21 protein-coding genes and 1 pseudogene are annotated in these 22,183 nt (G+C 43.3%); 16 read left to right on the top strand and 6 right to left on the bottom strand.

All coding sequences use genetic code 11. The features are described 5' to 3' along the window. Window positions 1-30: 30 nt before the first annotated feature. From ACQEXR_RS06935 to ACQEXR_RS06905, 7 genes are all read left to right on the top strand, one after another. On the top strand, window positions 31-1,731 hold the full coding sequence (locus ACQEXR_RS06935; RefSeq protein WP_176703866.1) for a ribulokinase: 1,701 nt from the start codon (window positions 31-33) through the stop codon (window positions 1,729-1,731). Further along, a complete protein-coding gene (locus tag ACQEXR_RS06930; RefSeq protein ID WP_176703867.1) occupies window positions 1,724-2,464 on the top strand; it encodes an L-ribulose-5-phosphate 4-epimerase in 741 nt (246 codons plus the stop codon). Before ACQEXR_RS06935 ends, ACQEXR_RS06930 begins: the two co-directional genes overlap by 8 nt. Before the next feature lie 9 nt (window positions 2,465-2,473). After that, a complete protein-coding gene (araA, locus tag ACQEXR_RS06925; protein WP_176703868.1) occupies window positions 2,474-3,964 on the top strand; it encodes an L-arabinose isomerase in 1,491 nt (496 codons plus the stop codon). A 48-nt stretch (window positions 3,965-4,012) separates the two neighbouring features. Next, window positions 4,013-4,525 (top strand): hypothetical protein, encoded by a 513-nt coding sequence (locus ACQEXR_RS06920; RefSeq protein WP_176703869.1) that lies wholly within the window; start codon window positions 4,013-4,015, stop codon window positions 4,523-4,525. Between the two features lie 64 nt (window positions 4,526-4,589). Continuing rightward, window positions 4,590-5,429: an arabinose operon transcriptional regulator AraC gene (araC, locus tag ACQEXR_RS06915; protein WP_176703870.1), complete on the top strand. Its 840-nt coding sequence runs from the start codon at window positions 4,590-4,592 to the stop codon at window positions 5,427-5,429. 50 nt (window positions 5,430-5,479) lie between these two features. After that, the gene (locus ACQEXR_RS06910) at window positions 5,480-6,304 is read left to right on the top strand and encodes a Cof-type HAD-IIB family hydrolase (RefSeq protein WP_176703871.1); all 825 of its coding nucleotides are present in this window, start codon (window positions 5,480-5,482) and stop codon (window positions 6,302-6,304) included. 368 nt (window positions 6,305-6,672) lie between these two features. Beyond that, on the top strand, window positions 6,673-7,011 hold the full coding sequence (locus ACQEXR_RS06905) for a DUF2956 family protein (RefSeq protein ID WP_050634003.1): 339 nt from the start codon (window positions 6,673-6,675) through the stop codon (window positions 7,009-7,011). Here ACQEXR_RS06905 and ACQEXR_RS06900 read toward each other — a convergent pair. From ACQEXR_RS06900 to ACQEXR_RS06880, 5 genes and pseudogenes are all read right to left on the bottom strand, one after another. Beyond that, window positions 6,983-7,402, bottom strand: coding sequence for a hypothetical protein (locus tag ACQEXR_RS06900; protein WP_264403528.1), 420 nt, complete (start codon window positions 7,400-7,402; stop codon window positions 6,983-6,985). The two genes, ACQEXR_RS06905 and ACQEXR_RS06900, sit on opposite strands and share 29 nt — an antisense overlap. Further along, window positions 7,402-9,327, bottom strand: a complete 1,926-nt coding sequence (locus ACQEXR_RS06895; protein ID WP_427020008.1) for a hypothetical protein — start codon at window positions 9,325-9,327, stop codon at window positions 7,402-7,404. The genes ACQEXR_RS06900 and ACQEXR_RS06895 overlap by 1 nt, the downstream gene beginning before the upstream one ends. 307 nt (window positions 9,328-9,634) lie before the next feature. Beyond that, complete coding sequence (locus tag ACQEXR_RS06890; protein ID WP_349954044.1) at window positions 9,635-11,317, bottom strand: hypothetical protein; 1,683 nt, start codon at window positions 11,315-11,317, stop codon at window positions 9,635-9,637. A gap of 6 nt (window positions 11,318-11,323) precedes the next feature. After that, window positions 11,324-12,595 carry a site-specific integrase gene (locus ACQEXR_RS06885; protein ID WP_264403525.1) on the bottom strand — a complete coding sequence of 424 codons (1,272 nt, stop codon included), beginning with the start codon at window positions 12,593-12,595 and terminating at the stop codon, window positions 11,324-11,326. Between the two features lie 151 nt (window positions 12,596-12,746). Continuing rightward, a pseudogene (locus ACQEXR_RS06880) lies at window positions 12,747-12,830 on the bottom strand (DUF2956 family protein); the annotation flags it as partial. A 60-nt stretch (window positions 12,831-12,890) separates the two neighbouring features. Between ACQEXR_RS06880 and ACQEXR_RS06875 the strand changes: the two are divergent. After that, entirely contained in the window at window positions 12,891-13,442 is a 552-nt protein-coding gene (locus ACQEXR_RS06875; RefSeq protein ID WP_427020019.1) for a TPR domain-containing protein, read from the top strand. Window positions 13,443-13,530: 88 nt separating this feature from the next. Here ACQEXR_RS06875 and nrfA read toward each other — a convergent pair whose 3' ends face one another. Further along, window positions 13,531-14,895 carry an ammonia-forming nitrite reductase cytochrome c552 subunit gene (gene nrfA, locus ACQEXR_RS06870; RefSeq protein ID WP_427020018.1) on the bottom strand — a complete coding sequence of 455 codons (1,365 nt, stop codon included), beginning with the start codon at window positions 14,893-14,895 and terminating at the stop codon, window positions 13,531-13,533. A 539-nt stretch (window positions 14,896-15,434) separates the two neighbouring features. Between nrfA and nrfB the strand changes: the two genes are divergently transcribed. The 8 genes from nrfB to ACQEXR_RS06830 all read left to right on the top strand — a co-directional run bounded on the left by nrfB (window position 15,435) and on the right by ACQEXR_RS06830 (window position 22,115). After that, on the top strand, window positions 15,435-16,022 hold the full coding sequence (nrfB, locus tag ACQEXR_RS06865; RefSeq protein ID WP_427020007.1) for a cytochrome c nitrite reductase pentaheme subunit: 588 nt from the start codon (window positions 15,435-15,437) through the stop codon (window positions 16,020-16,022). Between the two features lies 1 nt (window position 16,023). After that, complete coding sequence (nrfC, locus tag ACQEXR_RS06860; protein WP_138973724.1) at window positions 16,024-16,710, top strand: cytochrome c nitrite reductase Fe-S protein; 687 nt, start codon at window positions 16,024-16,026, stop codon at window positions 16,708-16,710. A 2-nt stretch (window positions 16,711-16,712) separates the two neighbouring features. Further along, entirely contained in the window at window positions 16,713-17,684 is a 972-nt protein-coding gene (gene nrfD, locus ACQEXR_RS06855; protein WP_426952042.1) for a cytochrome c nitrite reductase subunit NrfD, read from the top strand. A gap of 2 nt (window positions 17,685-17,686) precedes the next feature. Then, complete coding sequence (locus ACQEXR_RS06850) at window positions 17,687-19,582, top strand: heme lyase CcmF/NrfE family subunit (protein ID WP_427020006.1); 1,896 nt, start codon at window positions 17,687-17,689, stop codon at window positions 19,580-19,582. Then, a complete protein-coding gene (locus tag ACQEXR_RS06845; protein ID WP_427020005.1) occupies window positions 19,560-20,096 on the top strand; it encodes a DsbE family thiol:disulfide interchange protein in 537 nt (178 codons plus the stop codon). Before ACQEXR_RS06850 ends, ACQEXR_RS06845 begins: the two co-directional genes overlap by 23 nt. Window positions 20,097-20,149: 53 nt before the next feature. Continuing rightward, window positions 20,150-20,563 (top strand): heme lyase NrfEFG subunit NrfF, encoded by a 414-nt coding sequence (gene nrfF, locus ACQEXR_RS06840; RefSeq protein WP_427020004.1) that lies wholly within the window; start codon window positions 20,150-20,152, stop codon window positions 20,561-20,563. Window positions 20,564-20,671: 108 nt separating this feature from the next. Continuing rightward, complete coding sequence (locus ACQEXR_RS06835; RefSeq protein ID WP_269377879.1) at window positions 20,672-21,130, top strand: DUF2919 domain-containing protein; 459 nt, start codon at window positions 20,672-20,674, stop codon at window positions 21,128-21,130. Window positions 21,131-21,212: 82 nt separating this feature from the next. Continuing rightward, window positions 21,213-22,115: a Dyp-type peroxidase gene (locus ACQEXR_RS06830; protein WP_427020003.1), complete on the top strand. Its 903-nt coding sequence runs from the start codon at window positions 21,213-21,215 to the stop codon at window positions 22,113-22,115. The last annotated feature ends 68 nt before the right edge of the window (window positions 22,116-22,183 follow it).

Raw genomic sequence — 22,183 nt, 5'->3', positions numbered from 1 at the left:
TTAATTTGCTGACCAAACGTTGGAGTTGTCATGGATACATTGAACACACAGCAGCATGTAATTGGTTTGGATTTCGGATCGGATTCCGTACGTGCTCTTATCGTAAATGCAGTAACAGGCCAAGAAGTTTCCTCTTCTGTCGTTTACTACCCCAGATGGATGAAAGGGCTTTACTGCCAGCCAGCTCAATCGCAGTTCCGACATCACCCGCAAGATTATTTAGATGCAATGACTAGCGCAATTCAAGAAGTGCTAACCACGGTTCCAGCATCAATTGCGGCTTCAGTTGTTGGTATCGGCGTTGACACAACTGGGTCAACACCAGCTCCAGTTGATGAGAACGGTACCATTCTCGCGCTATTACCCGAATTCGAAAACAATCCAAATGCGATGTTTGTGCTGTGGAAAGACCACACATCAGTGACCAAAGCGGATCTGATTAACGAGCTTGCACATTCAGGCCAGTTTACCGATTACACACGCTACATCGGTGGAATTTATTCATCTGAGTGGTTCTGGGCAAAAGCTGCATGGGTAAGCGAACAGGACGATAAAGTCGCCGAACGAGCTTATAGTTGGGTTGAACTCTGTGACTGGATTCCAGCAACTTTGGCAGAAACTCAGCATCCAGAAAAACTGCGGCGCGGCATTTGTGCGGCAGGACACAAGGCAATGTGGCACGACAGCTGGAGTGGTTTGCCAGACCAAGAGTTTTTAAGTGCAATTTCACCAACTTTGGATGGCATGCGTGAACGCATGTTTACCGAAGTGTTTACTTCGGATCAAGCTGCTGGTTACCTGTCTCAAGGCTGGGCAGAAAAATTAGGGCTGCCAGAAGGTATCGCCATTGCGATTGGTGAATTTGACTGTCACATGGGCGCCGTTGGTGCGGGTGCAGGTGCCAATGATTTAGTGAAAGTTATCGGCACTTCAACCTGTGACATTCTCATGGTTGACGCTGACCAAGTGGGCGACCGCACAATTCACGGCATCTGCGGCCAAGTAGAAGGCAGTGCAATGCCTAACCTGCTCGCTCTAGAAGCTGGTCAATCTGCTTTTGGTGACATGTATGCGTGGTTCAAAAATGTCCTGATGTGGCCATTGCAAGCTTATGCGGAGAAACATCCAGACTTCGCTAAAACAGCAGACGAAATTGCTTCTGAGCTACTGCCAATGTTGTCAGATGCCGCTGCACAGCAAGGGATCGATCAATACACACCAGTGGCCATGGACTGGCTCAATGGACGAAGAACGCCTTACGCCAATCAACGCCTAAAAGGTGCAATTTGCGACTTAAACCTTGGCAGTGCTTCACCCGCGATTTTCTCAGCCTTAGTTGAATCTACCGCACACGGCGCTAAAGCTATCGTTGATTGTTTCATCGATCAAGATGTCAACGTAGAGCGCGTCATTGCTATTGGCGGCATCGCCCAAAAATCACCTTACGTAATGCAAATGTGTGCTGATGTGATTGGTCGCGAGATCATCGTTGTCGAATCTGATCAGTGTTGTGCTCTCGGTGCAGCGATATTTGCCGCGGTTGCCGCTGGTGTTTACCAAGATACCAATGCAGCGCAAGCCGTCATGGCAAGCCCTGTCCGTCAAACATACCAACCAAATCCAGGCGTTCAAGAACTGCGCGCGCAGCGCTACGATACTTATCGCCAATTTGGTCAACATATGGAGCAAATTGCGGAATTCCATCAAAAGCAGGAGCGAAAAGATGCCTGAACAAAGCATTTTGAATGAAGTGTCGTCACTATCTGACAGGCTCAAAGCACTTCGTCATCAAGTATGGCAAGCCAATCTCGATTTGGAACGCCATAACCTCGTGACCTTCACTTGGGGGAATGTCTCAGGGATTGATCGCGAATCTGGGCTCGTAGTCATCAAACCAAGCGGGGTGGAATACAGCGATCTCTGTGCAGAAAATATGGTGGTTGTTGACTTGCAAGGGCAAATTGTCGAAGGCGATCTTAATCCATCGTCCGATACCACTACACATCTGGAGCTTTATCGTCAGTACCCAGAAATCGGTGGCATCGTCCATACCCATTCACCACAAGCAACAGCGTGGGCTCAGGCAGGTAAAGCTATTCCAGCTCTAGGTACAACGCATGCAGATTATTTCTACGGACCAATTGCATGTGCACGCGCATTAAGTGATGAAGAGATTGCGACGGATTATGAGCTCAATACTGGCAAGGTCATTGTCGAAACCATCGGTGATTCTGATGTCATGGCGTCACCTGGGATTCTTGTTAAAGAGCATGCGCCGTTCACTTGGGGCAAAGATCCCCATCAGGCGGTTCACAACGCAGTTGTGGTTGAGGTTGTTGCAGGTATGGCACTGCAAACCCTGCAAATCAACGCTAACGTCAGCACAATAAATCCAGCTCTTCTCGATAAACACTATTTACGTAAGCACGGCGCCAACGCCTACTACGGTCAAACCAAAAAATAAGGACACAAGATGAAAGCTTTCAATGAAAAACAAGTATGGTTTGTAACAGGCTCTCAGCACCTTTACGGCCCCAAAGTACTAGAAAGTGTTGCCAACAACAGCGAAGAAATTGTTGCTGGACTTAATGCGGCTGAAAGCATCTCGGTTTCTATCGCAAATAAAGGGACGGTAAAAACACCTGACGAAATCCTAGCGGTATGCCGTGCAGCCAATAACGACCCTGACTGTGTCGGTTTGATGTTGTGGATGCATACGTTCTCTCCAGCAAAAATGTGGATTGCTGGCCTAACACAGCTCAACAAACCATTTTTACACCTTCACACCCAATTCAACGCAGCACTGCCGTGGGATGAAATCGATATGAATTTCATGAACCTAAACCAAAGTGCGCACGGTTGTCGTGAGTTTGGTTTCATCGGCACGCGTCTTAACATTGAACGTAAAGTCGTCGTAGGTCACTGGCAAGACGAGCAAGTGCATAAAGACGTTGATGATTGGTGCCGTGCTGCAATCGGTGTGAACGCGGGTCAACAACTGAAGGTCGCACGCTTTGGTGACAACATGCGTCAAGTAGCGGTCACAGAAGGCAACAAAGTTTCTGCGCAGATTCAGTTTGGTTACGAAGTCAATGCCTACGGACTCGGCGAGTTGAGCGATGTGGTGAATTCAGTTTCTGAAGCTGACGTAAACAGCCTGTTGGATGAATACGCCTCAACATACGAAATGTCTCCAGAGCTATTCAGCGATGCTGAGCTGAAAAAACTAATGGTGCAAGAGGCGCGCTTAGAACTCGGTATGGAGTCGTTCTTGACGTCAGTCGGAGCAACTGCTTTCACAAACACATTTGAAAACCTAACTGGCATCACAAATCTTCCGGGCTTAGCAACACAGCGCTTGATGAGCAAAGGCTTTGGTTATGGTGGCGAAGGCGACTGGAAAACCGCAGCGATGACTCATATTATGAAGGTCATGGCGCAAGGTAAAGAAGGCGGTACGTCTTTCATGGAAGACTACACCTATAACTTTGGAGGTAAAGGCCAGGTACTTGGCGCGCACATGTTAGAGGTTTGTCCGTCGATTGCTGCTGCAAAACCAAAACTGGAAATCCACCGTCATACTATCGGTTGCCGTTGTGATATTCCACGATTGATTTTTAGCGGCGCGTCTGGCGAAGCACTCAATGTCTCCATCATTGACCTTGGTGACCGCTTCAGAATGGTGGTGAACTTATTAGATACAGTAACGCCACCACAATCACTGCCGCACCTACCAGTCGCACATGCTCTGTGGGAACCACAACCGAATCTAAATATCGCGGCGGCAGCTTGGATTCATGCTGGCGCAGCACACCACTCGGTATATAGCCAAGCGGTAACATTGCCAATGCTTGCTGACTACGCAGAGATCCTGGGTATTGAAATGGTTGTTATTGATAACAACACCAACCTACGTCAATTTAAACAAGACCTTCGTAACAACGGGGTTTACTACCGTTGTTAATGTACCCAATGAACGTGCTCCCTGAGGGGAGCACTTTGGAGCCTACTTGTGAATGATACAGATGTAGTTACTACTCCAATTTATCAATTGGATAAATCATGCTGGGTACTTAAGCTCGCCAGTGCGCACCCCACGAGTTTTGAACTTCAATACGATGGTGAAACTCATTATGTTGGTGTTATTGAGGTTATGAATAACGGAAACCTGATTTCTGTATCGGAAGCTAACTGGAAGTTTCGTCACAAAACGGATCGGCTAGAGCAGTGGTGTCAGGTGCAACATTCAGAAACGTTGTCGATTAACATGAATTACCATTTTTCGGGCGATGCACTGGTGATTGAATACCTAGCGCGCAATAGCGTACCTACACGTTTAGATATCCGCCACGAAATCCAACATCTACCGCGCCCTATTGATAAGGAAGCAACCCCTAAACCTCACTTCCCTTGGCAACATAGAAGAGACGGTCTGCCGAGTGACTTTCTATCCAAAACGGAGAAGACCGATTTTTTCAGAGAAGCGTTTTCTGCTAAACAGTGGATTATTCTGGATAAACTGTGAGGAATCACGGTGACACTTTATTGTAGCCAGAATAAACTGACATAAACCTCAATGTAGATAACGCATGCAAAACAATGATCCATTAAAGCCCGGGTATAACTTTGACGCTCACCTTGTGGCTGGCCTCACTCCTATTATTGAAGGAGATGAGCTAGATTTTGTCATTGATCGACCAAATGGTATGAAAGGTTTCATTATTAACCTCACCAGCCAAGGAGAGGGTACTATTTTCCATGGTGATGAGGCTTTCGATGTAAAAGCGGGTGACTTACTGCTCTTTCCACCGAGTACGACTCACTTTTATCATCGCAAAGAAGACAATGCCTCTTGGTTCCACCGATGGATTTATTTTCGTCCACGTGCATTTTGGAACGAGTGGCTTTGCTGGCACGAACAGCATAAAGGGGTATATCTAACCAAGGGAATAGAAAGCAGCACGGTTTCAATGCTAGAGAAGCTATTTATCGATATAGAATATATTTCTAAATCCGATATGCCTTATCGCGATGATTTAGCGATCAACCTTCTTGAACAACTGATTATTCGCTGTAAAAGTATCCAGCCAGATGTCGTCAATAAACCTCTCGACCCACGTGTGATTGAGGCGATGAACTATATGACACAAAATTTAAGTCAAAGTTTCTCTCTAGAAGACATTGCGGATTTCACTTGTTTATCCGCTTCACGTTTAGGTCACCTATTTCGTGATGAAGTTGGTATGACGATTACTCAATGGCGAGACGATCAACGAGTCAGCCGAGCTAAGCAACTCTTGGTGACCACCAACTATTCGGTTAACAGGATAGGCAGGGTTGTCGGCTATACCGATCCCCTCTATTTTTCACGAGTCTTTAAACGCAAGTCTGGTGTTAGCCCTAAGCTTTATAGAAAGCAAATCACTTAGTCGCGCAAGAAAATTTCTTGCTTTTCCACATAATAAACTCGGCATATCGCATGAATTACCAATTGCTCGCTTTAGACCTTGATGGTACGGCACTCAGAAATGATCATACTTTAAACCCTTGGGTGAGAGACTATGTTCAAAAAATTGTAGATAAATATCATATTGTGGTCGTTACAGGTCGCCACCATACAGCAGCAAAACCTTATTATGACCAATTGGGTGTTACCTTGCCGATTATCTGTTGCAACGGTGTTTATCAATACAACTATTTAAATCAGCAGGTTGAAAGCGGGACACCAATTCCCCCAACTTTGGCTAATGCGTTCCTGCAACTCACTTTTGACTATGACTTAAAAATAGTGATGTACACTGATTCGGGTATGGCGGTTTGGGACCAAGACCCTATGCCATATATCTTACCTCTAAAACAATGGGCTGATAGTTATCCCATCGATAAACGACCTAATATTTACTTTGTGGAAAACCTAGTTCAAGAACAGCAAAGAGCGGAATGTATTTGGAAGTTTGTGGTTCAAGGCAGCACGAATAACTTCAACCAGTTTTTGCAAGAAGAGCTGGTCACCACTCATTTTTCTGGTTCTATTTCAGGAAACAACCGAATTGATTTAGCCATTAAAGGACACAGTAAAGGCCGAGCGCTACTGGACTATGCATCAAATATGTCGCTTGATATGAATGGAACTGTTGCGATCGGGGACAATTTCAACGATGTTTCAATGCTTTCTATGGCGGGTTGTGGTGTCGCGATGCTAAATGCTAGCGAGAAAGTACAAAACTCCGCTGATCGTTTGACGAGTACGGACAATCAAGGAAAAGGGTTAGCGTTATTATTAAAAGAACTCTTCCCAATGTAACATACTAGGGGTTATTTTACGATTCAGACGTAATCCATGATTCGTTAATTTACGTAAAAACTCTAAGAAGGTTTTGTCCAAAACCTTGCTAGATATTGATCTGCACTAAGGGAGAGCAAGCAAAGGTGAGGTTAGAAGGCTATGCAATCAGCTATAGGGCCATAGGCTTGTGATCCTATCACTAAGTTGAATATGAAGCCGTTGCTTAAATGTGAGTAAGTTTTTACGGGTCGTTTAGATTGAACAAGATTGCGCAAGTCTAAGCAAGTTTGCCATAACTATATTGTTCTACGATATCTGTATCTTTTTGAACACTATGGTCTTGTATCATATTGGGTTACGATGTGGTGGACAAAAGGAAGTTATTCATGCGAAATAAATCAGACATTAAACCTTCAGAAAAAACAGTTGAAGAAGCAATTCAGATAGCGAAAGCAACTCAGCGCCCTGGTCAAAAAAAGGCTGAAACGCAGCTTATTGCCCAAGGGATTGAAAAAGGGATTACCCTCTACAAGAAGCAGCAAAAAGTTAAAGCAAGGGCTGCGGATAAAGCGAAAAAGCAAGAGGCTCACAGTAAAGCCAGAGCGAAAGATAAAATGGATAGTGTTGAGTTACAAGTTACTGAAACAAAAACTTCCGTTCTACCTTGGGTGCTATTAGCTTTGTCCTGGGTTGGATTTATTGCTTTTTACTACTCAAATACTTAGATCTTACAGTTCTAAGTACCTCTTTTAACACTGGGTTTGTTTCTGACTCGCAATTGATTGCATTTAGCATACCTTTGAGTAGCGCATTTTGCTTTTCTAGGTTCCCATTATCGAGTCTCAGTTCATCAATTGTCTGAATTAATTCTGCTTGTTTGAGAGTTACGTTTGGACTCTTTTTAACCGCTTTAGGTATCCCTCTAAGGCGATCTTTTGCGTCGGCGAACCCACCTGCAATAGACTTATACGTACATAAAGTTTGGCGAGTGGTCGTGATGCCGTGGCTTTCTTTAAGGTGCTTAACCAAAGTCTCCCAACCTAATTTGCCTTGCCATGTGATTAATGTCTTTTCTACTTTTCGAACATCACTCATGCTCAAACTTGGTTTTGCCATTATAGATCTCCCCACAGTTTATCTAAGAATGCATCCGTTTCTTTGTCTCTTTGTGTTTTTTCTTTCTTGTATTCAAGGAGGCTTAAACCTTCTTGAATTTCTTCATCCATAATATCAAGTTGTAGTTTTCTGTTTGATATGGATTTTGTGGTTAAGTCTGCAATGCGTATTTGCTGCACATCGGTGATAACTCGCACTACTGAACCAGGGCGAATAGACTTATCTTTCAGAGTGTCTATTAGTTGATGTAACAAGTAAGTATTTGCCTTATGCATTTTGAACCATTGCTTTTGATTCTTATTGTTTTTCTTGGGCGACGATAGATGAGAAATCAAACGTCCACATTGAATCTCGTAATCATCTTCTAATACCCTTATGCCTGCTTCATCATGAGCAACATGACAAGAATTCTCACAGAAGGTGCATTGCGTTTCAAATTCAGAAAGGTAAGTGCATGGCGAGTAGCGTAAATCTTTGCTACAGAAGCCTACAGAGGTTCTACTAGTAGCGCCGTCTACTAGCCTTCGTTGCTTGGCGTACTCTTGCTCTGAAGTTACAGTGATGTTTTCCACTTTAATTTGCTCAGTCACCATTGGGATACGAGCCAATTTATCCTCTTCGCTTTCATGGATATAGTGAATTAAATGCTCGGAGTCTTGACGCCCAGACCACATGTTGAGAATGTAGTCAGGAACCCCATTGATATACCCATTATGATTGATGAAGTGTCGTAAATTGTGAGGTGTAACTTTTAAGCGTACAGAGAAGTTAAAGTCTTTGAATAAATTACCCTGAGTTAATTTTTTGCGAACTAATCCTACGATTGTATCTGCTTTGATTAGTTGATAATAACCACCATCACCATTTATCGAGTAGCCTGTTAAGCACCACATGGCATTTAAAATTAATGTTTTGTTTTGACTTTCACCCATGGATAAATCTGGAAAGCTTGGCCAGTCACGAGTCATAATTTGGTATATGTACTGTTGAAGCTCATTAATTGTTGTGAAGTTCCTGAATTTTAACTTCGTTTGTGTAATTAGGCTTGAGTTTGAGGATAACTGTTTGTAACCGAGCAATTTACCTAACCCAGAGGTTCGGCCGAAGAATACCTTAAAATCGCCACTAAACTCTGAGACGTGTACCGTGGATTTATTTTTATTGGGTCCATCGATGTTTAGTTTAAAAGTATCGCCTTGGTAGAAGCCTAATAAGTATCCAAGTTGTATAAAGTTTGGTGTGTCAGACAATGTTAGTTTGGCTGTATCTAAACGCTCGGTTAAAGAATCATTTATGACAGGGAATAGTTCCTTAATGGTGCTTTTTTGATTTGTCCAAAAAGCGGCTAAAATGCGATAAGGTGCTGTAACTAAATCGAAATATTCTATTCCACGTTCAAGTTGTTCAGCAATCCATGAGCCCACATGGTTCTCGTTATCCTTGTAATTTTTACTCCCTTGCCACATTAGGGAGTGCAGGGTTACATCGTTGCCTTCCTTATCTTTAGTTTGGAACTTTAGAAGCTCTTGCTTTTGAAGTGTAATAACCTCAGCACACATTCGGTTTGGAGAAGCTAGGCAGAGAGCTGAATAAATCGACATTAGTGCATTCGCTTGACTTGTATTAGGTGAGGTATCCCATAATGTTCGATCCGTAGGGATGGTTTGACAAAAAATATCGCCCAGAGCGAGCACGCTTGATACATCGGGTAATTTTTTTAATCGACGTTTATGTCCATCATATATTCCACCATCCGAGATTGCTTGTGGTCTAATTAGCTCACAATACTCATTTTTTACGCACCAGTTAATAAACGCATTAAAACGTGCGAGATTAGTTTTAGAGGAACTATTCTCTATGATTCGAGAGTAATTATTTTGAGTTAACTCATGTGGTTGAAGGTTCAAAAGTGTAAGGGAACCCATTACTCTCCGAGATGCACTTACAACAGTATCAATATTGCACGACTGCAACTTATGGTTTAGGAATAGTGCCAAAGCCATTTTGGTTTCATTAGGTATTAACCATGATCGCTTTAACTTGGTTTTTGGGTATACTTTCTGGTCAGTATTGTGTGTATTGTGAAATATTAAAACGTTAGATTTGTCATTAGTGGGTTTTATCTCCAATTTATTACTCAAAACTTTAGGGAAAGGACTGCCATCAAGATTCTTTATTCGAGAATCCCATTTAGCATTCTTAAAGTCTTTAATGAGCTTGTTAAGGTATCGATTAATCATGCTTTCCTAACTCTACTTGCTTGTATTGTTGGCACTTTTTAATCGTAATAGCAATGTAGTCAATAGCTTTCTTAAGACGCTTTAAGGACTGTTCCGACTGACCATTTTTTATGTTATATTCATATTTCTTAGTGGCTCTATTTAGTTCTGATTGGTGATCTGCATTGCTAAATGCATTAAAATTATCACAACCATAGCAACTTAAAGGCACAGGAAGCACTTCTCTACAGCCAGAGCACCTTGTACTCTCTTCATGAGCCCCAAAAGCTTCCCCATATTCATTAAATGCCACGTCATCGTCATTGTTCATTTGGTCTTGAATACGTACTTTACCAAAATCAGCTAACGCTGCGTTTTTTCCTAATGTTTCATCAATCCAAAGCCGCTCATCTGGCGTCATATCAACGTAAAATCTAACGGTACTGACACTAACACCAGTAATTGCAGCTAATGTGTGAGCATCGACACCTTCTCGCGCCATTGAAGTCAGTACCGTATGGCGGATACGGTTGTTACCTGTAACATTTTTTTTAGGATTAGGAACTCGCTCAGAGAAATACGCAGGTCTTAAAATGTCGTTAGCAACAGTAGTTGCTGCATATTCCAATGACTCTTTTGTTATATGTCCCGCAAGTGTGTCAGATGATAAATAGCTAAAAATATCTTCTTTGGAATCAAATTGCGTTGAGCATAAAAGATCATTGTATGATGGAAATAGCGGGTATCGTTTGAACAGTTCTTTCTTTTCTAATTCGGTCAGTGTAATTCCTTTTTCGTTCAGTCTGTACAGTTGCTCTTGAAACAGCTTGATGCTGAACTTCATGATAAGCTGACTATGCTTGCGATTAAGCAAGTGTAAATCCAAATCTAAATCTGTACGTGGAGGTAAACTATTTTTTGCTCGGTAGGTTTGCAGCTTTAGCTCATCGTAGTCCATGAGAATATCCGCATTGTTGAATTCTGCATCAAAATCGCCATTGACCGTTCTGAAATCACCCATTTTAATCTGGCGTAGCTGTATAGGTCTTCTTAATATCGATATCATCAGAACCCAGAGCATGCCGCCTTGTAAAAAGGCAACGTAACTATCTCCATGCTCTGCATAGAAAGGACGCTCTTTATTTAATACCTGATTCATTTTTTGAGTCAGGAGCCGCATTCCCTCCATTATTGAGTCAAATTCCGTTGAGGTATGTGCTCCTACCTCTGGATCTAGATGCTTTCGTGAAACCGAGGCTGGTTTATAGCTTTCGCATTGGTTGAGATAAAATACATTGAGTGCTTGACTTTGAAACTCCCCACTTTGATTTATGTACTTTCTTATTGCTGTTTTGAATCCGCTTTTGTAGCTATCTGGAGCATACTTATCAAAAGCCTCTTCGAAATCTTTAGGGGTGTATGAATCAATTGTATTATTTAGAATTAGTTTTAGTACTTGAATGTTTTTTATAAAAGAACCTCTGACAAAATGAATTGCTCGAAAAGCCAGAAACGAAATCATGTCTTCTTTTTGTTCTAGTGAGATTGGAGCATCATGAATAAAGGACAAATTTTCTTTCCATTTGATATCGAGTTGCCATTCAAGTGCAGCAGGGATAAACTCAAACGCTTTGTTTTTAGCTGTACGCGGAAGATAAAGCTCTTCCCTTAGTTTTATTACTTGCTTCAATGGCATAACGACTTAATCTCCAAAATACATTTTGTTTTGGTAGCGCTGCTTGATATCTCTCACTTTCTTGAGTGAATGCCTAACATTATAAACTTCAGCCATTTCTGACTTCGCACTCCAAGTCATCTGATCTTTGCGTAGTCTATCGGTTTCAGTATTCGATAACCCTGCAGCCTCAGTATCCTCACTGAACTTTTGGTTCCAGTGGTGTCGGATTTGATGTGGTCCAATCGTCACCTTTCGGCCTAATTTTTTAGAAATGGCTTTTGAAAGTACTTCAAATATGTAATTAAACCCAGTTATCGAAAGTGGCTGACCAGCCGTGGTTCCCCATTCAGAAATTAAAATAAAATCATGGTTCTCTGACATTGGGTATTTAACCCTCTCTTCTTCGATGTATTTTTTGATGTTGAGCATAATTTCGGGTTCGATTGCTACCTGACCAGACTGACTTTTTTGTGTAGGGCGGTGCTGTCTTATGTCATCTCTATTAACGCGATTTTCGATAACGATTCGTTCAATATTTTCATCACGCAAATCAGTGATTTTAGTTTGGAGAAGAGCTCCTCGACGTATGCCAGTGTCGAAAATAGTATCAATGATGATTCGATTTCTTATTTGCCCTGATTTGAACGGATTCTCAGGATTACCAACTTGAATCATATCAAATAAAGCCTCTAAAACTTCCTCATCAAAAATAGGTTTATCGATATCAATGACTTTCTTATTTTCGGTTTTAGCTTTTTTGATTTCTAAGCTTAAGTTCCTCATCGTATTTTTATAATTAAGCACAGTGTCAGTATCAGTAAAACTCGTGTGGATGCGTTTGTGCAAGTATTCGATGAAGCTTTTCATTGATAGCATTCTTGCTGCTGCTGTACCATTCGCAACTTTCTCTGCCTCAAATGTCATACTTTTTAGGGCTGGAGATATAAAGTCTTTCGTAGAAAAAGAAACAACCTTACTGCTCGTTTGTTGTTGAATGATTTTGGCTTTCTTGAAACAGTGGGTAGAGAAATCTAAAACTTCATTGAATGTAATGTATCTACCAGATTCAACGCGTCTTGTTACATCAATTCCATTAGTAATGAAGTATTTAAGAGAAAAGAGTAAGTGCGCGCTCTCTGTTTCTCGTGAGCGAATAGTGTTGTGCTCTTTTTCTTTACAGATGTAGTTGTTTGCCCAATTTATGGTTATGTTATCCGTAATAGGCAGACCTAGTTCATCAACAAAGAATACCTGCTGTACACCATTAACATTTACTTTGTTGATCATAAAATCCATTACAAAAAAAACCGTACATTATTTAGGTTATTTGAGTCTAGTTTGCTTTGTGTTTTTTGTAAAGTTAAGAACTAAATTGGCCTTTTTAAATCGGATTTTGAGAGGATAATAGTCTAATTTAATTCTTTACGGAAAATTTTCAGTACCGAATGGTTTGACCGGGCTTTTGCGTAGCCTTGGCAATTTTCATTGCTTCTTGTTGTGTTTCCTGAGAGGGAACAACTTTGTTTTTCATGTTGATAGGTCTAGCTAGATCAAAGATGCAGATATCCTAACACGTTATAGTTATCAAATGATGATCAAAAGCTTGGGTATGCCAATGAAACGAACCTTGATTGCGAGTTTAATGCTGGCAATACCTTTGTCTTTGTGGTGGCAGGGAGACAAACCATCCCCCTCTGAGCCGATTGAACAAATCACTTCCTCTGATTGGATGAGTTCGTTACAGCAGCAGCTCAAGCAAGATCCCAACCAAGCGGAATTGTGGTTCCAGCTTGGTCATGGTTACATGAACAAGCAGGAGTTTCTATCCGCTCTTACCTGCTTTGACTACACGATACGGCTAAGCGACACACCGTCAGCGAGTCAGTTAGCAGCCAAAGCCAGTGCGCTTTATTATTTAGAAAAACAAGTGATGACTGACGAAGTGGATGCTTTGCTTGCTCAGGCCCTAAACCTTGAACCCAACAATCTCACAGCATTAGCTCTGATAGCGGGCGACCATTTTATTAGTTTGCGTTATCAACAAGCGATCGATATTTGGACAAAAATGCTGGATTCTAACAGCACAGATTTAGATCGCGTGTCGATTATTCACTCTCTGAACCAAGCGAAAGCGATGCTCTAAATAGCCCGAATTGAGAGAGTGTTTGAGCCGTGTGAAAGGCATAAAAAAAAACCGGCGTATTTCGCCGGTTTTTATTTTCATGCTTTAGTTAGTATTTTGATTCACGTGCTTCTGCCGCTTTTTCCCAGTCTGGAACGACGGTTTTGAGGAAGTTTTCTTTCTCAGCATTCATCTTATCCATATCCATACCAAGTGCTTTTTGAGCAGCCGCTTTAGTTGAAATGTCAGGGAGTTCAACTGGCTCTGTGATGCCTTTCTTCGCTAGGAGACGGACGATCTTAGTACGAGCATCCGCAGCGCGGTCTACCGCAGTACCGAGTACTTCAAGTGCCACTTCAGGTGCGTGCATATGAACACCGTGAGAGGCGATAGCGTAGTCCCAGCGCCACTGAGCATGACGGATGTCTTGAAGGATGTCTTTCATTTCCTCTTCGGTTGCACCAGCATCCCACGCAGCGCCTGCTTCAAAGTGAGCCGCGACAATTTGTTTCTCGGCAGTCAGTTTCATGTTTAGTACTTGTGCTTTACGAGTTGAAACGATGTCACGTAGCTGATCTTTAGATTGAGTGTGGCAGTTTGCACAGGTATCTTCGAAGCGGTCAAATGGGTTACCCACTTTGTGGTCTGTGTAGACGGTACCGTCTTCCTTGGTCACTTTAGGCATATGACAATCGACACAAGCGACTTTGTTCTTACCGTGAATACCATCACGCCAAGTTTCGTAACCAGGGTGCTGCGCTTTTAGCATTGGGGCTTTAGATACTTTGTGTGTCCAGTCTTGAAAGCCAAGTGCGTCGTAGTACTCTTCCATTTCGCCAACAGTGGTGCCGCGATCCCATGGGAACTTCACAGACTTGTTAGGGCCAGTAAAGTAGTACTCTACGTGACACTGTCCACATACCGAAGCTTGCTGATCCAGGCGAGATTGTTTTTCAAATGGTTTATCGATGGCCTGAAATGCACGTTCAACATATGGTTTGGCTAATGCAAGCGCAGGTTCACCATTTTTGAACGCTTCGCTACGAGTGTCGTGACAGTCGGCACAACCAATTGGGTTAGCAATCTGATCACCTAGACGAGCCCATTTGCCTTGGAAGTAGCCATCTTCACCACGCTCGTCAATCACACGACCGACGTCAGGGCTTTTACAGCTCCAACATGCCATTGGCATTGGACCGGAGTTTTCGTCTTGTGGTGCACCCGTACGCAGAGTCTGACGAACATCGTCTAATGCGTAAAAGTGACCACGAGCTTTGTTGTAATCTTTAGCAAAGCCATAACCAGCCCACATGATAACCATGTTGGGATCTTCTGCTAGCGCGTCTTCAATATGTTCGCTTTCTGACGTCGCTTTCCAAGACTCGTACTGGTCGGGGTGCTGTTGTTGGTAGGCGTCATTACGAGGATCAATTAAGCCTTTTTCGTCGGACGCAGCAAAGCTAGTGACGCTCATTAGTGAGCTAACCACAATTGCTAATGCTGCAGCGGATTTTGGTATCCAATGCAATTTATTCACAGTGCTATCTCCGTATTCTGTTTTTTATTAGCAGCGTTGTGAACTGGCTATATTCCAAACTAAGAACTGGAGAAACTGAAATACATTGTAATAAATAGAAATAAATTAAATAACTTATTAATAATCCATCATTGTTCAAGATCAATTTTGGACAGTGATCCAGTTCAAATTAGTGTCCCTATACCTCTTTAGGGGTATCTGTTTGGTTGTCTTTACTTAATGAAACTTATTATCATCAATAACTTAGTGCGGGTTGGTGAAGATATATTCGGTGATTCAGATCGAATTTTGAACAGTTTGATGTACCTCTTTAGTGTAGGAAGAGTACTATATTCTTAATAGCGTTGTGGCTTATCCAAAATAAGAATTGATCTCATTTGGTGTGTTTTTATCGCACATCGAAAGACTTTAATTTTAAACCGTATATCAACTTATTGTTTAATCAGTAAATGGTACGGGAATAAGGAAAGGATAATATGGGCAATATAAAGTTGGCCATAGTCATAATGCTTAAGTCCCTTCTAGCATTTTGCCTCTATGGTTATTCTCTTCATGCCGTTGCCGACACTTCAACTGTGCAGTCTGAAGGAACATCAGCACGTCATGAAGTCACGCTTATCCGTGACAAAGATTACAAATGTATTCAATGTCATAAGGATTCTAAACAAACGCTCGCGGGTTCTCATGGCGAAGACGCACTCAAAAAGCTGGGACGAGAAGTCAACTGTACTGAGTGCCACAACAATATAGGACCAGACCACCGAGAGGGTGCGCCGCAAGTTACTAAATATTCTAGTGCTCAATCTGCATCGGGAACCGATAAAGTCTTCCTTGATCCAAAAGAGATTCTTAAAGCGAATAGTCAGTGCACCGATTGTCACACACCAGAAAAACTGCGTGATGACAGCTGGACTCATGATGTTCATGCAAAAAATCTCACCTGTTCAAATTGTCATGATGTTCATGCAAACAAAACTAAAGTGTTGGCTCTTGAGAAGAAAGAGCGCATCAAGCTTTGTGTGGATTGTCACGCCGATTTTAACCAGTTGAAGAAGGAGAAGTAGTATGAGTTGTTCTAGACGAAACTTCTTAACCGGCGCAGGCGCTGTGATCTTCACTACAGGTGTGGCAGGAACCGCGGTGTTCAATAGCCGAAAAACGTTGGCGAATGTTGAGCAGGATGGCAACAAGTTATACGGCATGATTCACGATGAAACCGCTTGTATCGGCTGTACTGCGTGTACCGAAGCGTGTCGTGAAGTAAACAAAGTTCCGGAAGGTGTATCTCGCCTTGAGATTATTCGCAGTGAACCACAGGGTGAGTTTCCTGATGTTGATTACCGTTTTACTCGCAAATCTTGTCAACATTGTGAAAACCCACCGTGTGTTTATGTTTGTCCAACTGGGGCGGCATACAAAGATGAGAAGACTGGCATTGTTGATGTACACAAAGAGAAGTGTGTCGGTTGTGGCTACTGCTTAGCGGCCTGTCCTTATCAAGTTCGCTTCTTTAATCCTGTCGACCATTCCGCTGACAAGTGTAACTTCTGTCGTGACACAAACTTAGCACAAGGCAAGCTTCCTGCTTGTGTTGAGTCTTGCCCGACGCAGGCGTTGACCTTTGGTGATCTCAATGATCCAAACAGTGAGATAAATCAGGTATTGAACAGTGAAGTTGTGTACCGCGACAAGGTACATCTTGGCACTAAGCCTAAGCTATACAAAGTGCCTCACCAGAAAGGGGAGATCTGATAATGAATGGTTTTGAAAGTGCATTCCACTTTGACTCTCTGGTTTGGGATTGGATCATCGCAATCTATCTATTCCTCGCTGGTATGTCTGCTGGTGCGGTGATGATTTCGCTGTATCTAAAACGTAAAGTGATCGAAGGCGATCCGGCTAATAATGGCATTATCAAGGCGATGGCTTGGCTGGCACCATTTGGCATTATCTCGGGACTGACAATTTTGATTTTCCACTTAACCAAGCCTTTGTCGTTTTGGAAAATCATGATTTTCTACAACCCAAGTTCGGTAATGTCGATGGGTGTAATTCTCTTCCAGGTCTACATGATCGTATTGTTCATTTGGATTGGGATCATATTCCGTCACCAAGTTATCCAATTCTGTGATGGTAAGCTGCCGAGTAAATTGCTTGATTTTGCCGATGGCTTCTTGATTAAATCAGGTAAGTTCTCTAACGCTATTGAGCTATTTTTGGGCTTCCTAGCGATTGTTCTAGCGGCGTATACAGGCTTCCTGTTGTCTGCTCTGAAAACCTATCCAATGCTTAATAATCCTGTGTTGCCGATACTGTTCTTGTTCTCAAGTCTGTCATCTGGTGCTGCGGCGTGTTTGATGTTTGGCATCTTAGTCTTTAAAGAGTCTGCAACAAGCCCAAGTGTTTCTTGGGTACATAGCTTTGAGCGCCCTGTTGTGATGTTTGAGCTTTTTGTACTGGTCACTTTCTTTACTGGCCTAATTTTTAGTGGTGGCCAAAATGAAGTAGCGGCTTGGAATGCAATTGGTGGCGGTTTTTGGTCCAACTGGTTCTGGTTTGGTGTCGTGCTGATTGGTATGGTACTGCCGCTAACCCTTAATGCGGTGACACCAAAAGAAACACGTCACAATGGTGGTTATATCCTGATGGTAACAACATTGAGTTTGGTTGGCGTACTGATGTTACGTACGTTTATTCTCTATGCTGGTCAAATGACGGTTGTATAAATATGGTAGGAGAGTTGGGCCATTTGGCACTGGTTTTGGTAACGCTTTCCAGTACGGCAGCTAGTGTTCAATATGCATTGCAAAAGTGGCTTCGCCATGGCAACACACTCTCTTTATCATTCCTTGCAAGGTTCAATGGCGTGGCTGCGTCATTGAGCCTTGTTTTGTTAGCTTACTTATTTATTAGCGACCAGTTTCAGTTTCAGTATGTTGCGTCTCACTCAAATACCGCGCTCCCGCAGTTTTTCAAGGTTGCGGCGGTTTGGGGTGGTCATGAAGGGTCAATGCTGTTCTGGGTGTTCACCCTAGCGGTATGGGCTGGCTGTATTTCATTTATTCGTTCTGCACCCCATGCGTATTTACAGGATGTACTGTGGATTATGGGATTGTTTGTTGCCGCTTTTGGTTGGTTTACTCTGATAGCGTCTAACCCATTTAGCTATGCGGAGAACTGGCTTGAACAGGGACGAGATTTAAACCCAATGCTGCAAGATGTTGGGCTTATTTTTCATCCTCCTTTGCTCTATTTAGGCTATATCGGATTTTCGACGGTTCTAGCGTTTGCGCTTGCCGCTTTGATGCAGCCAAGCTTTTTCCAAAACTGGGTTGAGTTGGCAAAACCTTGGCTTATCTCGGCGTGGGCATTTTTAACCCTTGGCATTGTGGTCGGCTCTTGGTGGGCTTATAACGAATTGGGGTGGGGCGGCTGGTGGTTCTGGGATCCCGTCGAAAATGCCTCTCTACTGCCATGGTTAACTGGGACTGGATTGCTCCATGCTATGTTAGCGGCGCGTCGTTATGAGCAGCAGAAACGTGCCGCCTTGATTCTTGCGCTTATCACTTTTAGTCTCAGTATCCTCGGAACGTTTATTGTTCGTTCTGGGGTGCTGACTTCTGTTCATGCATTTGCGGTCGATCCGAGTAAAGGTATCGCTTTATTGGCTATTTTGGCCGTGACATTAATTTGCTCATTCTCACTGCTGTTTGAACGCGGTGAGGTGGTCAAAAGCAAAACTATCAAAGCGATATTCAGCCGTAGCTACTTGGCTACTGCCTCGGTAGGGTTGTTAGCTGTTGCAAGTTTCACCGTGTTTCTCGGCACCTTTTATCCAATGATTTATGAGTTGATTGGCTTAGGTTCCGTTTCGGTAGGTGCACCTTATTTTAATACTTTGTTTCTCCCACTGACGGTCATTGCATTGTTGCTCATGGGTTTTGTTCCGGTTTTGAAATGGCACCATGGCGCCTACTACTCTGTTACTCAGTTGCTGTTAATGCTGACAGGGGCAATGTTGGTTGGCTGTGTGGCGTATTGGGTGCAGGTCGATCAACCTTCACCTTTGCTGTTCCTTATATGGGGACTTGGCGTTTGGGTCGTATTGAGTCATGTGCTTTTTTGGCTACAACAATCTCGCAGTCTCTTTATGGTACTTGCCCATATCGGACTTGCGATAAGTGCGGTCGGCGCGGTCATGAATGCCGAGCACTCCTATGAAGCGAGTTTTAAGATGGCGGATGGCTCATCAATAACATTTTCCGATTGGAAGGTTGATTACATAGAAACTCGTTGGGCTATTGGCCCCAATTATACGGCGGAGCAGGCATGGCTGCGCTTTTCTAATCAGGACAGCAGCTTCGATTTGATTCCGGAGCGTCGCCATTATCCCGTTCGCGTAATGAATATGAGTGAGCCTGCTATTCGGTCTTTTTGGTATGGCGACTACTATGTTACGCTCGGTAGCAAAGTAGATTCTCGCGCCTATGCGGTGAAAATTCAGTACAAAGCTTACATTGGTTGGATATGGGGTGGGGCTTTGATGGCAATGTTGGGGGCGGTTTTCCCATTGTTATCTCTAAGACGTAAAGAGGCAGTACATGGCGTTATCAAGCAGACATAAAATCGCCGTATTCATTGCAGTTTTAGTTGGTTTTATCGGCTTTCTTATCGCGGGGCTAAACTCACAGCAGCTTGGCTTACAAACCAACCCTGTTGTGCGTGCGTTTCCCAGTATGCCAGTGGAACTGTTGATCAGTGAACAAATCAAACAGAGTCCTGAGCTGTTTACCGACGAATATCAACTGGTGAATGTCTGGGCCTCATGGTGTGGGATATGTCGTCAAGAACATGACTATCTCAATCAGTTGCAAAAGCAAGGTGTACCGATTGTTGGGCTTAACTATCGAGACAATCGTTCGGGAGCCGTTAACTATCTGGCTCAACTCGGCAATCCATACACTGATATTATTTTTGATCCAAAGGGAAAGTTATCCTTGGATCTTGGTGTGATAGGCACACCAGAGACGTACCTCGTCACACGCCGCGGTGAGATTGTTTACAAGCATTCCGGACTATTAAGCGAACAAGCTTGGCGCAAACATTTTTCCCTTTATTTCGATCAGAGTAAGAGTTAATGCCCGTTCGGTATCTGCCACTATTTCGTTTGTTATGTTTAACGTTGTACTCAATGCTGAGTTTTCACGCGTCTGCGCAAGAGCAAGCCCTTTTTGTAGCAGCGACTCATGAGCAAAATGTTCAGGTTGAGCTGTTTGAGTTCGAGACACCTCAATTGCAAAAGACCGCCATTGAGCTAGCGAAATCACTGCGCTGTCCACAGTGTCAGAATCAGAATTTGATAGAGTCTAATTCACCAATTGCCAAAGATTTAAGGCTGATTGTGTTTCAAAAAATCAATCAAGGGGAGAGTGAGCAGGAAGTAGTGAACTTTATGACCGCCCGATACGGTGAGTTTGTTTTATATAAACCATCATTCAGTTCGTCGAACGCACTCTTGTGGCTTGCGCCAGTCCTACTGCTGGTTCTATTTCTTGTTGTATCTATGATGCGTGTCCGCCGTTCATCAGCGAGCGGTGAGAGTTAGAGCGGATCTCTGGTGTAAGACGACGAGTAAAGATGACAATTTACTGATAGAAAATTCTGCTCATTGGTATAGAGTGGGGCTTGTATTCATAGCAGTAGTTAGATATCAGTGCGTTACGCAATAGAACAATATGACCAACACGGTTTTCTCAAAGCCCCAAGACTTCTTTGGTTAGGCTGGTTGTTTATGGCCAAGGCTTGGGTAGTATTTGTTGTAGCCGGAGCCAGTCGTGACAGTGGGAGTAAGATTCTATCCATCGTTTATCCTGATCACAGCATGCTTTATCTCGGGCTGGCGATGGGAGTGCCTAGCATAGCCCTGATGTGGATGATTAGCTTACGCAGTCCGGAGCGGAGTTGGATCAACCAAATCGTCTCATGGGGAAGAAGTGTGACTCTGGTGACAGCAAGCGCGCAGTTGGCACAAACGTTCTATCATGTCTACCTCACTCACGGGGCCTTCAGCTGGGCTAATGGTGCCGTGATGCTACTCCTGCTATGGTTTATTCTCTATGTAGCGAAAAGTCGTAGTGTAAGAGACTGCTTTCACAACCCTGCTACACAGTGATCGTTCGAAGCGATGATCGTTGTCAATATATTGAAATCAAAACGAAATACACTGAGCAAAAAATAATAGTGAGGAAATAAAAATGTCATACCCTCAAAGTGCAATCCTTCCTGAAGCTGGACCATTCGCACAATACACCTTGCTCAAGGTGACTCAAAATCCACAACACGTTTTAGAACAGTTAAAAGCGCTCCCAGCATTGGTTGAACAGCTTAACGATCAGCAACCTGGTGCGGAACTGACACTCTCCATTGGTTTTACTAAAGCGTTCTGGAGCAAGCTAGATGTTGCTGTGCCAGCAGAACTGATCGATTTCCCACAACTGGGTGAAGGGGATGTCGTCGCACCAAGCTCAGACGTTGATGTGTTGATTCATTGCCACTCAAACCGTCATGATTTGCATTTTTACCTACTTCGTAAGTTCTTCGCTGAAGTGTCTGAACAGGTTTCGGTTGTCGATGAGACCTACGGCTACCGCTATCTAGACTCTCGTGATATGACCGAATTTGTTGATGGGACCGAAAACCCGAAAGAGGCCCAGCGAGAAGAAGTGGCTATCATTCCACAAGGTGAGTTTGCGGGTGGTAGTTACGTAATGGTGCAGCGCTTTATCCATAACCTTCCTTCTTGGAATCGCCTCAATGTGTCGGCACAAGAGAAAGTGATTGGCAGAACTAAGCCGGACTCCGTTGAGTTAGATGATGTGCCAGCGGCGTCACACGTTGGTCGTGTCGATATCAAAGAAGAAGGCAAAGGCCTTAAGATTGTTCGCCACAGCTTGCCGTACGGTAGTGTTTCTGGTGAGCATGGATTGCTATTTATTGCCTACTGCAACACCTTACACAACTTCAAAGCGATGCTAGAAAGTATGTATGGCGTAACGGATGGCAAAACAGACCAGTTGCTGCGCTTTACTCATGCCGTGACAGGCGCTTACTTCTTCGCTCCTTCAGCTCAAATGTTGGCAGATCTGAAGTTAAAGTAGTCAGGCATAAGCCGTTATTAGTTAATCAGTTAAAGCCGAACCTAAGGGTTCGGTTTTTTATTTTTTAT

The sequence above is a fragment of the Vibrio sp. TRT 2004 genome (assembly GCF_050113735.1).
Taxonomy (GTDB): Bacteria; Pseudomonadota; Gammaproteobacteria; order Enterobacterales; family Vibrionaceae; genus Vibrio.
Note: the sequence above shows the minus strand (reverse complement) of the source record. Positions and strands in the feature narration are given on the sequence as shown.

Bases quoted from the DNA above. Each gene is read 5' to 3' on its own strand.
- nrfA (WP_427020018.1), bottom strand. From the start codon at position 14,895: ATGAGCGTCACTAGCTTTGCTGCGTCCGACGAAAAAGGCTTAATTGAT.
- araA (WP_176703868.1), top strand. From the start codon at position 2,474: ATGAAAGCTTTCAATGAAAAACAAGTATGGTTTGTAACAGGCTCTCAG.
- ACQEXR_RS06910 (WP_176703871.1), top strand. From the start codon at position 5,480: ATGAATTACCAATTGCTCGCTTTAGACCTTGATGGTACGGCACTCAGA.
- nrfF (WP_427020004.1), top strand. From the start codon at position 20,150: ATGCTGAGTTTTCACGCGTCTGCGCAAGAGCAAGCCCTTTTTGTAGCA.
- ACQEXR_RS06935 (WP_176703866.1), top strand. From the start codon at position 31: ATGGATACATTGAACACACAGCAGCATGTAATTGGTTTGGATTTCGGA.
- nrfD (WP_426952042.1), top strand. From the start codon at position 16,713: ATGAATGGTTTTGAAAGTGCATTCCACTTTGACTCTCTGGTTTGGGAT.
- ACQEXR_RS06850 (WP_427020006.1), top strand. From the start codon at position 17,687: ATGGTAGGAGAGTTGGGCCATTTGGCACTGGTTTTGGTAACGCTTTCC.
- ACQEXR_RS06890 (WP_349954044.1), bottom strand. From the start codon at position 11,317: ATGCCATTGAAGCAAGTAATAAAACTAAGGGAAGAGCTTTATCTTCCG.
- nrfB (WP_427020007.1), top strand. From the start codon at position 15,435: ATGGGCAATATAAAGTTGGCCATAGTCATAATGCTTAAGTCCCTTCTA.
- ACQEXR_RS06885 (WP_264403525.1), bottom strand. From the start codon at position 12,595: ATGGATTTTATGATCAACAAAGTAAATGTTAATGGTGTACAGCAGGTA.
- nrfC (WP_138973724.1), top strand. From the start codon at position 16,024: ATGAGTTGTTCTAGACGAAACTTCTTAACCGGCGCAGGCGCTGTGATC.
- ACQEXR_RS06895 (WP_427020008.1), bottom strand. From the start codon at position 9,327: ATGGGTTCCCTTACACTTTTGAACCTTCAACCACATGAGTTAACTCAA.
- ACQEXR_RS06830 (WP_427020003.1), top strand. From the start codon at position 21,213: ATGTCATACCCTCAAAGTGCAATCCTTCCTGAAGCTGGACCATTCGCA.
- araC (WP_176703870.1), top strand. From the start codon at position 4,590: ATGCAAAACAATGATCCATTAAAGCCCGGGTATAACTTTGACGCTCAC.
- ACQEXR_RS06900 (WP_264403528.1), bottom strand. From the start codon at position 7,402: ATGGCAAAACCAAGTTTGAGCATGAGTGATGTTCGAAAAGTAGAAAAG.
- ACQEXR_RS06845 (WP_427020005.1), top strand. From the start codon at position 19,560: ATGGCGTTATCAAGCAGACATAAAATCGCCGTATTCATTGCAGTTTTA.
- ACQEXR_RS06875 (WP_427020019.1), top strand. From the start codon at position 12,891: ATGATCAAAAGCTTGGGTATGCCAATGAAACGAACCTTGATTGCGAGT.
- ACQEXR_RS06905 (WP_050634003.1), top strand. From the start codon at position 6,673: ATGCGAAATAAATCAGACATTAAACCTTCAGAAAAAACAGTTGAAGAA.
- ACQEXR_RS06930 (WP_176703867.1), top strand. From the start codon at position 1,724: ATGCCTGAACAAAGCATTTTGAATGAAGTGTCGTCACTATCTGACAGG.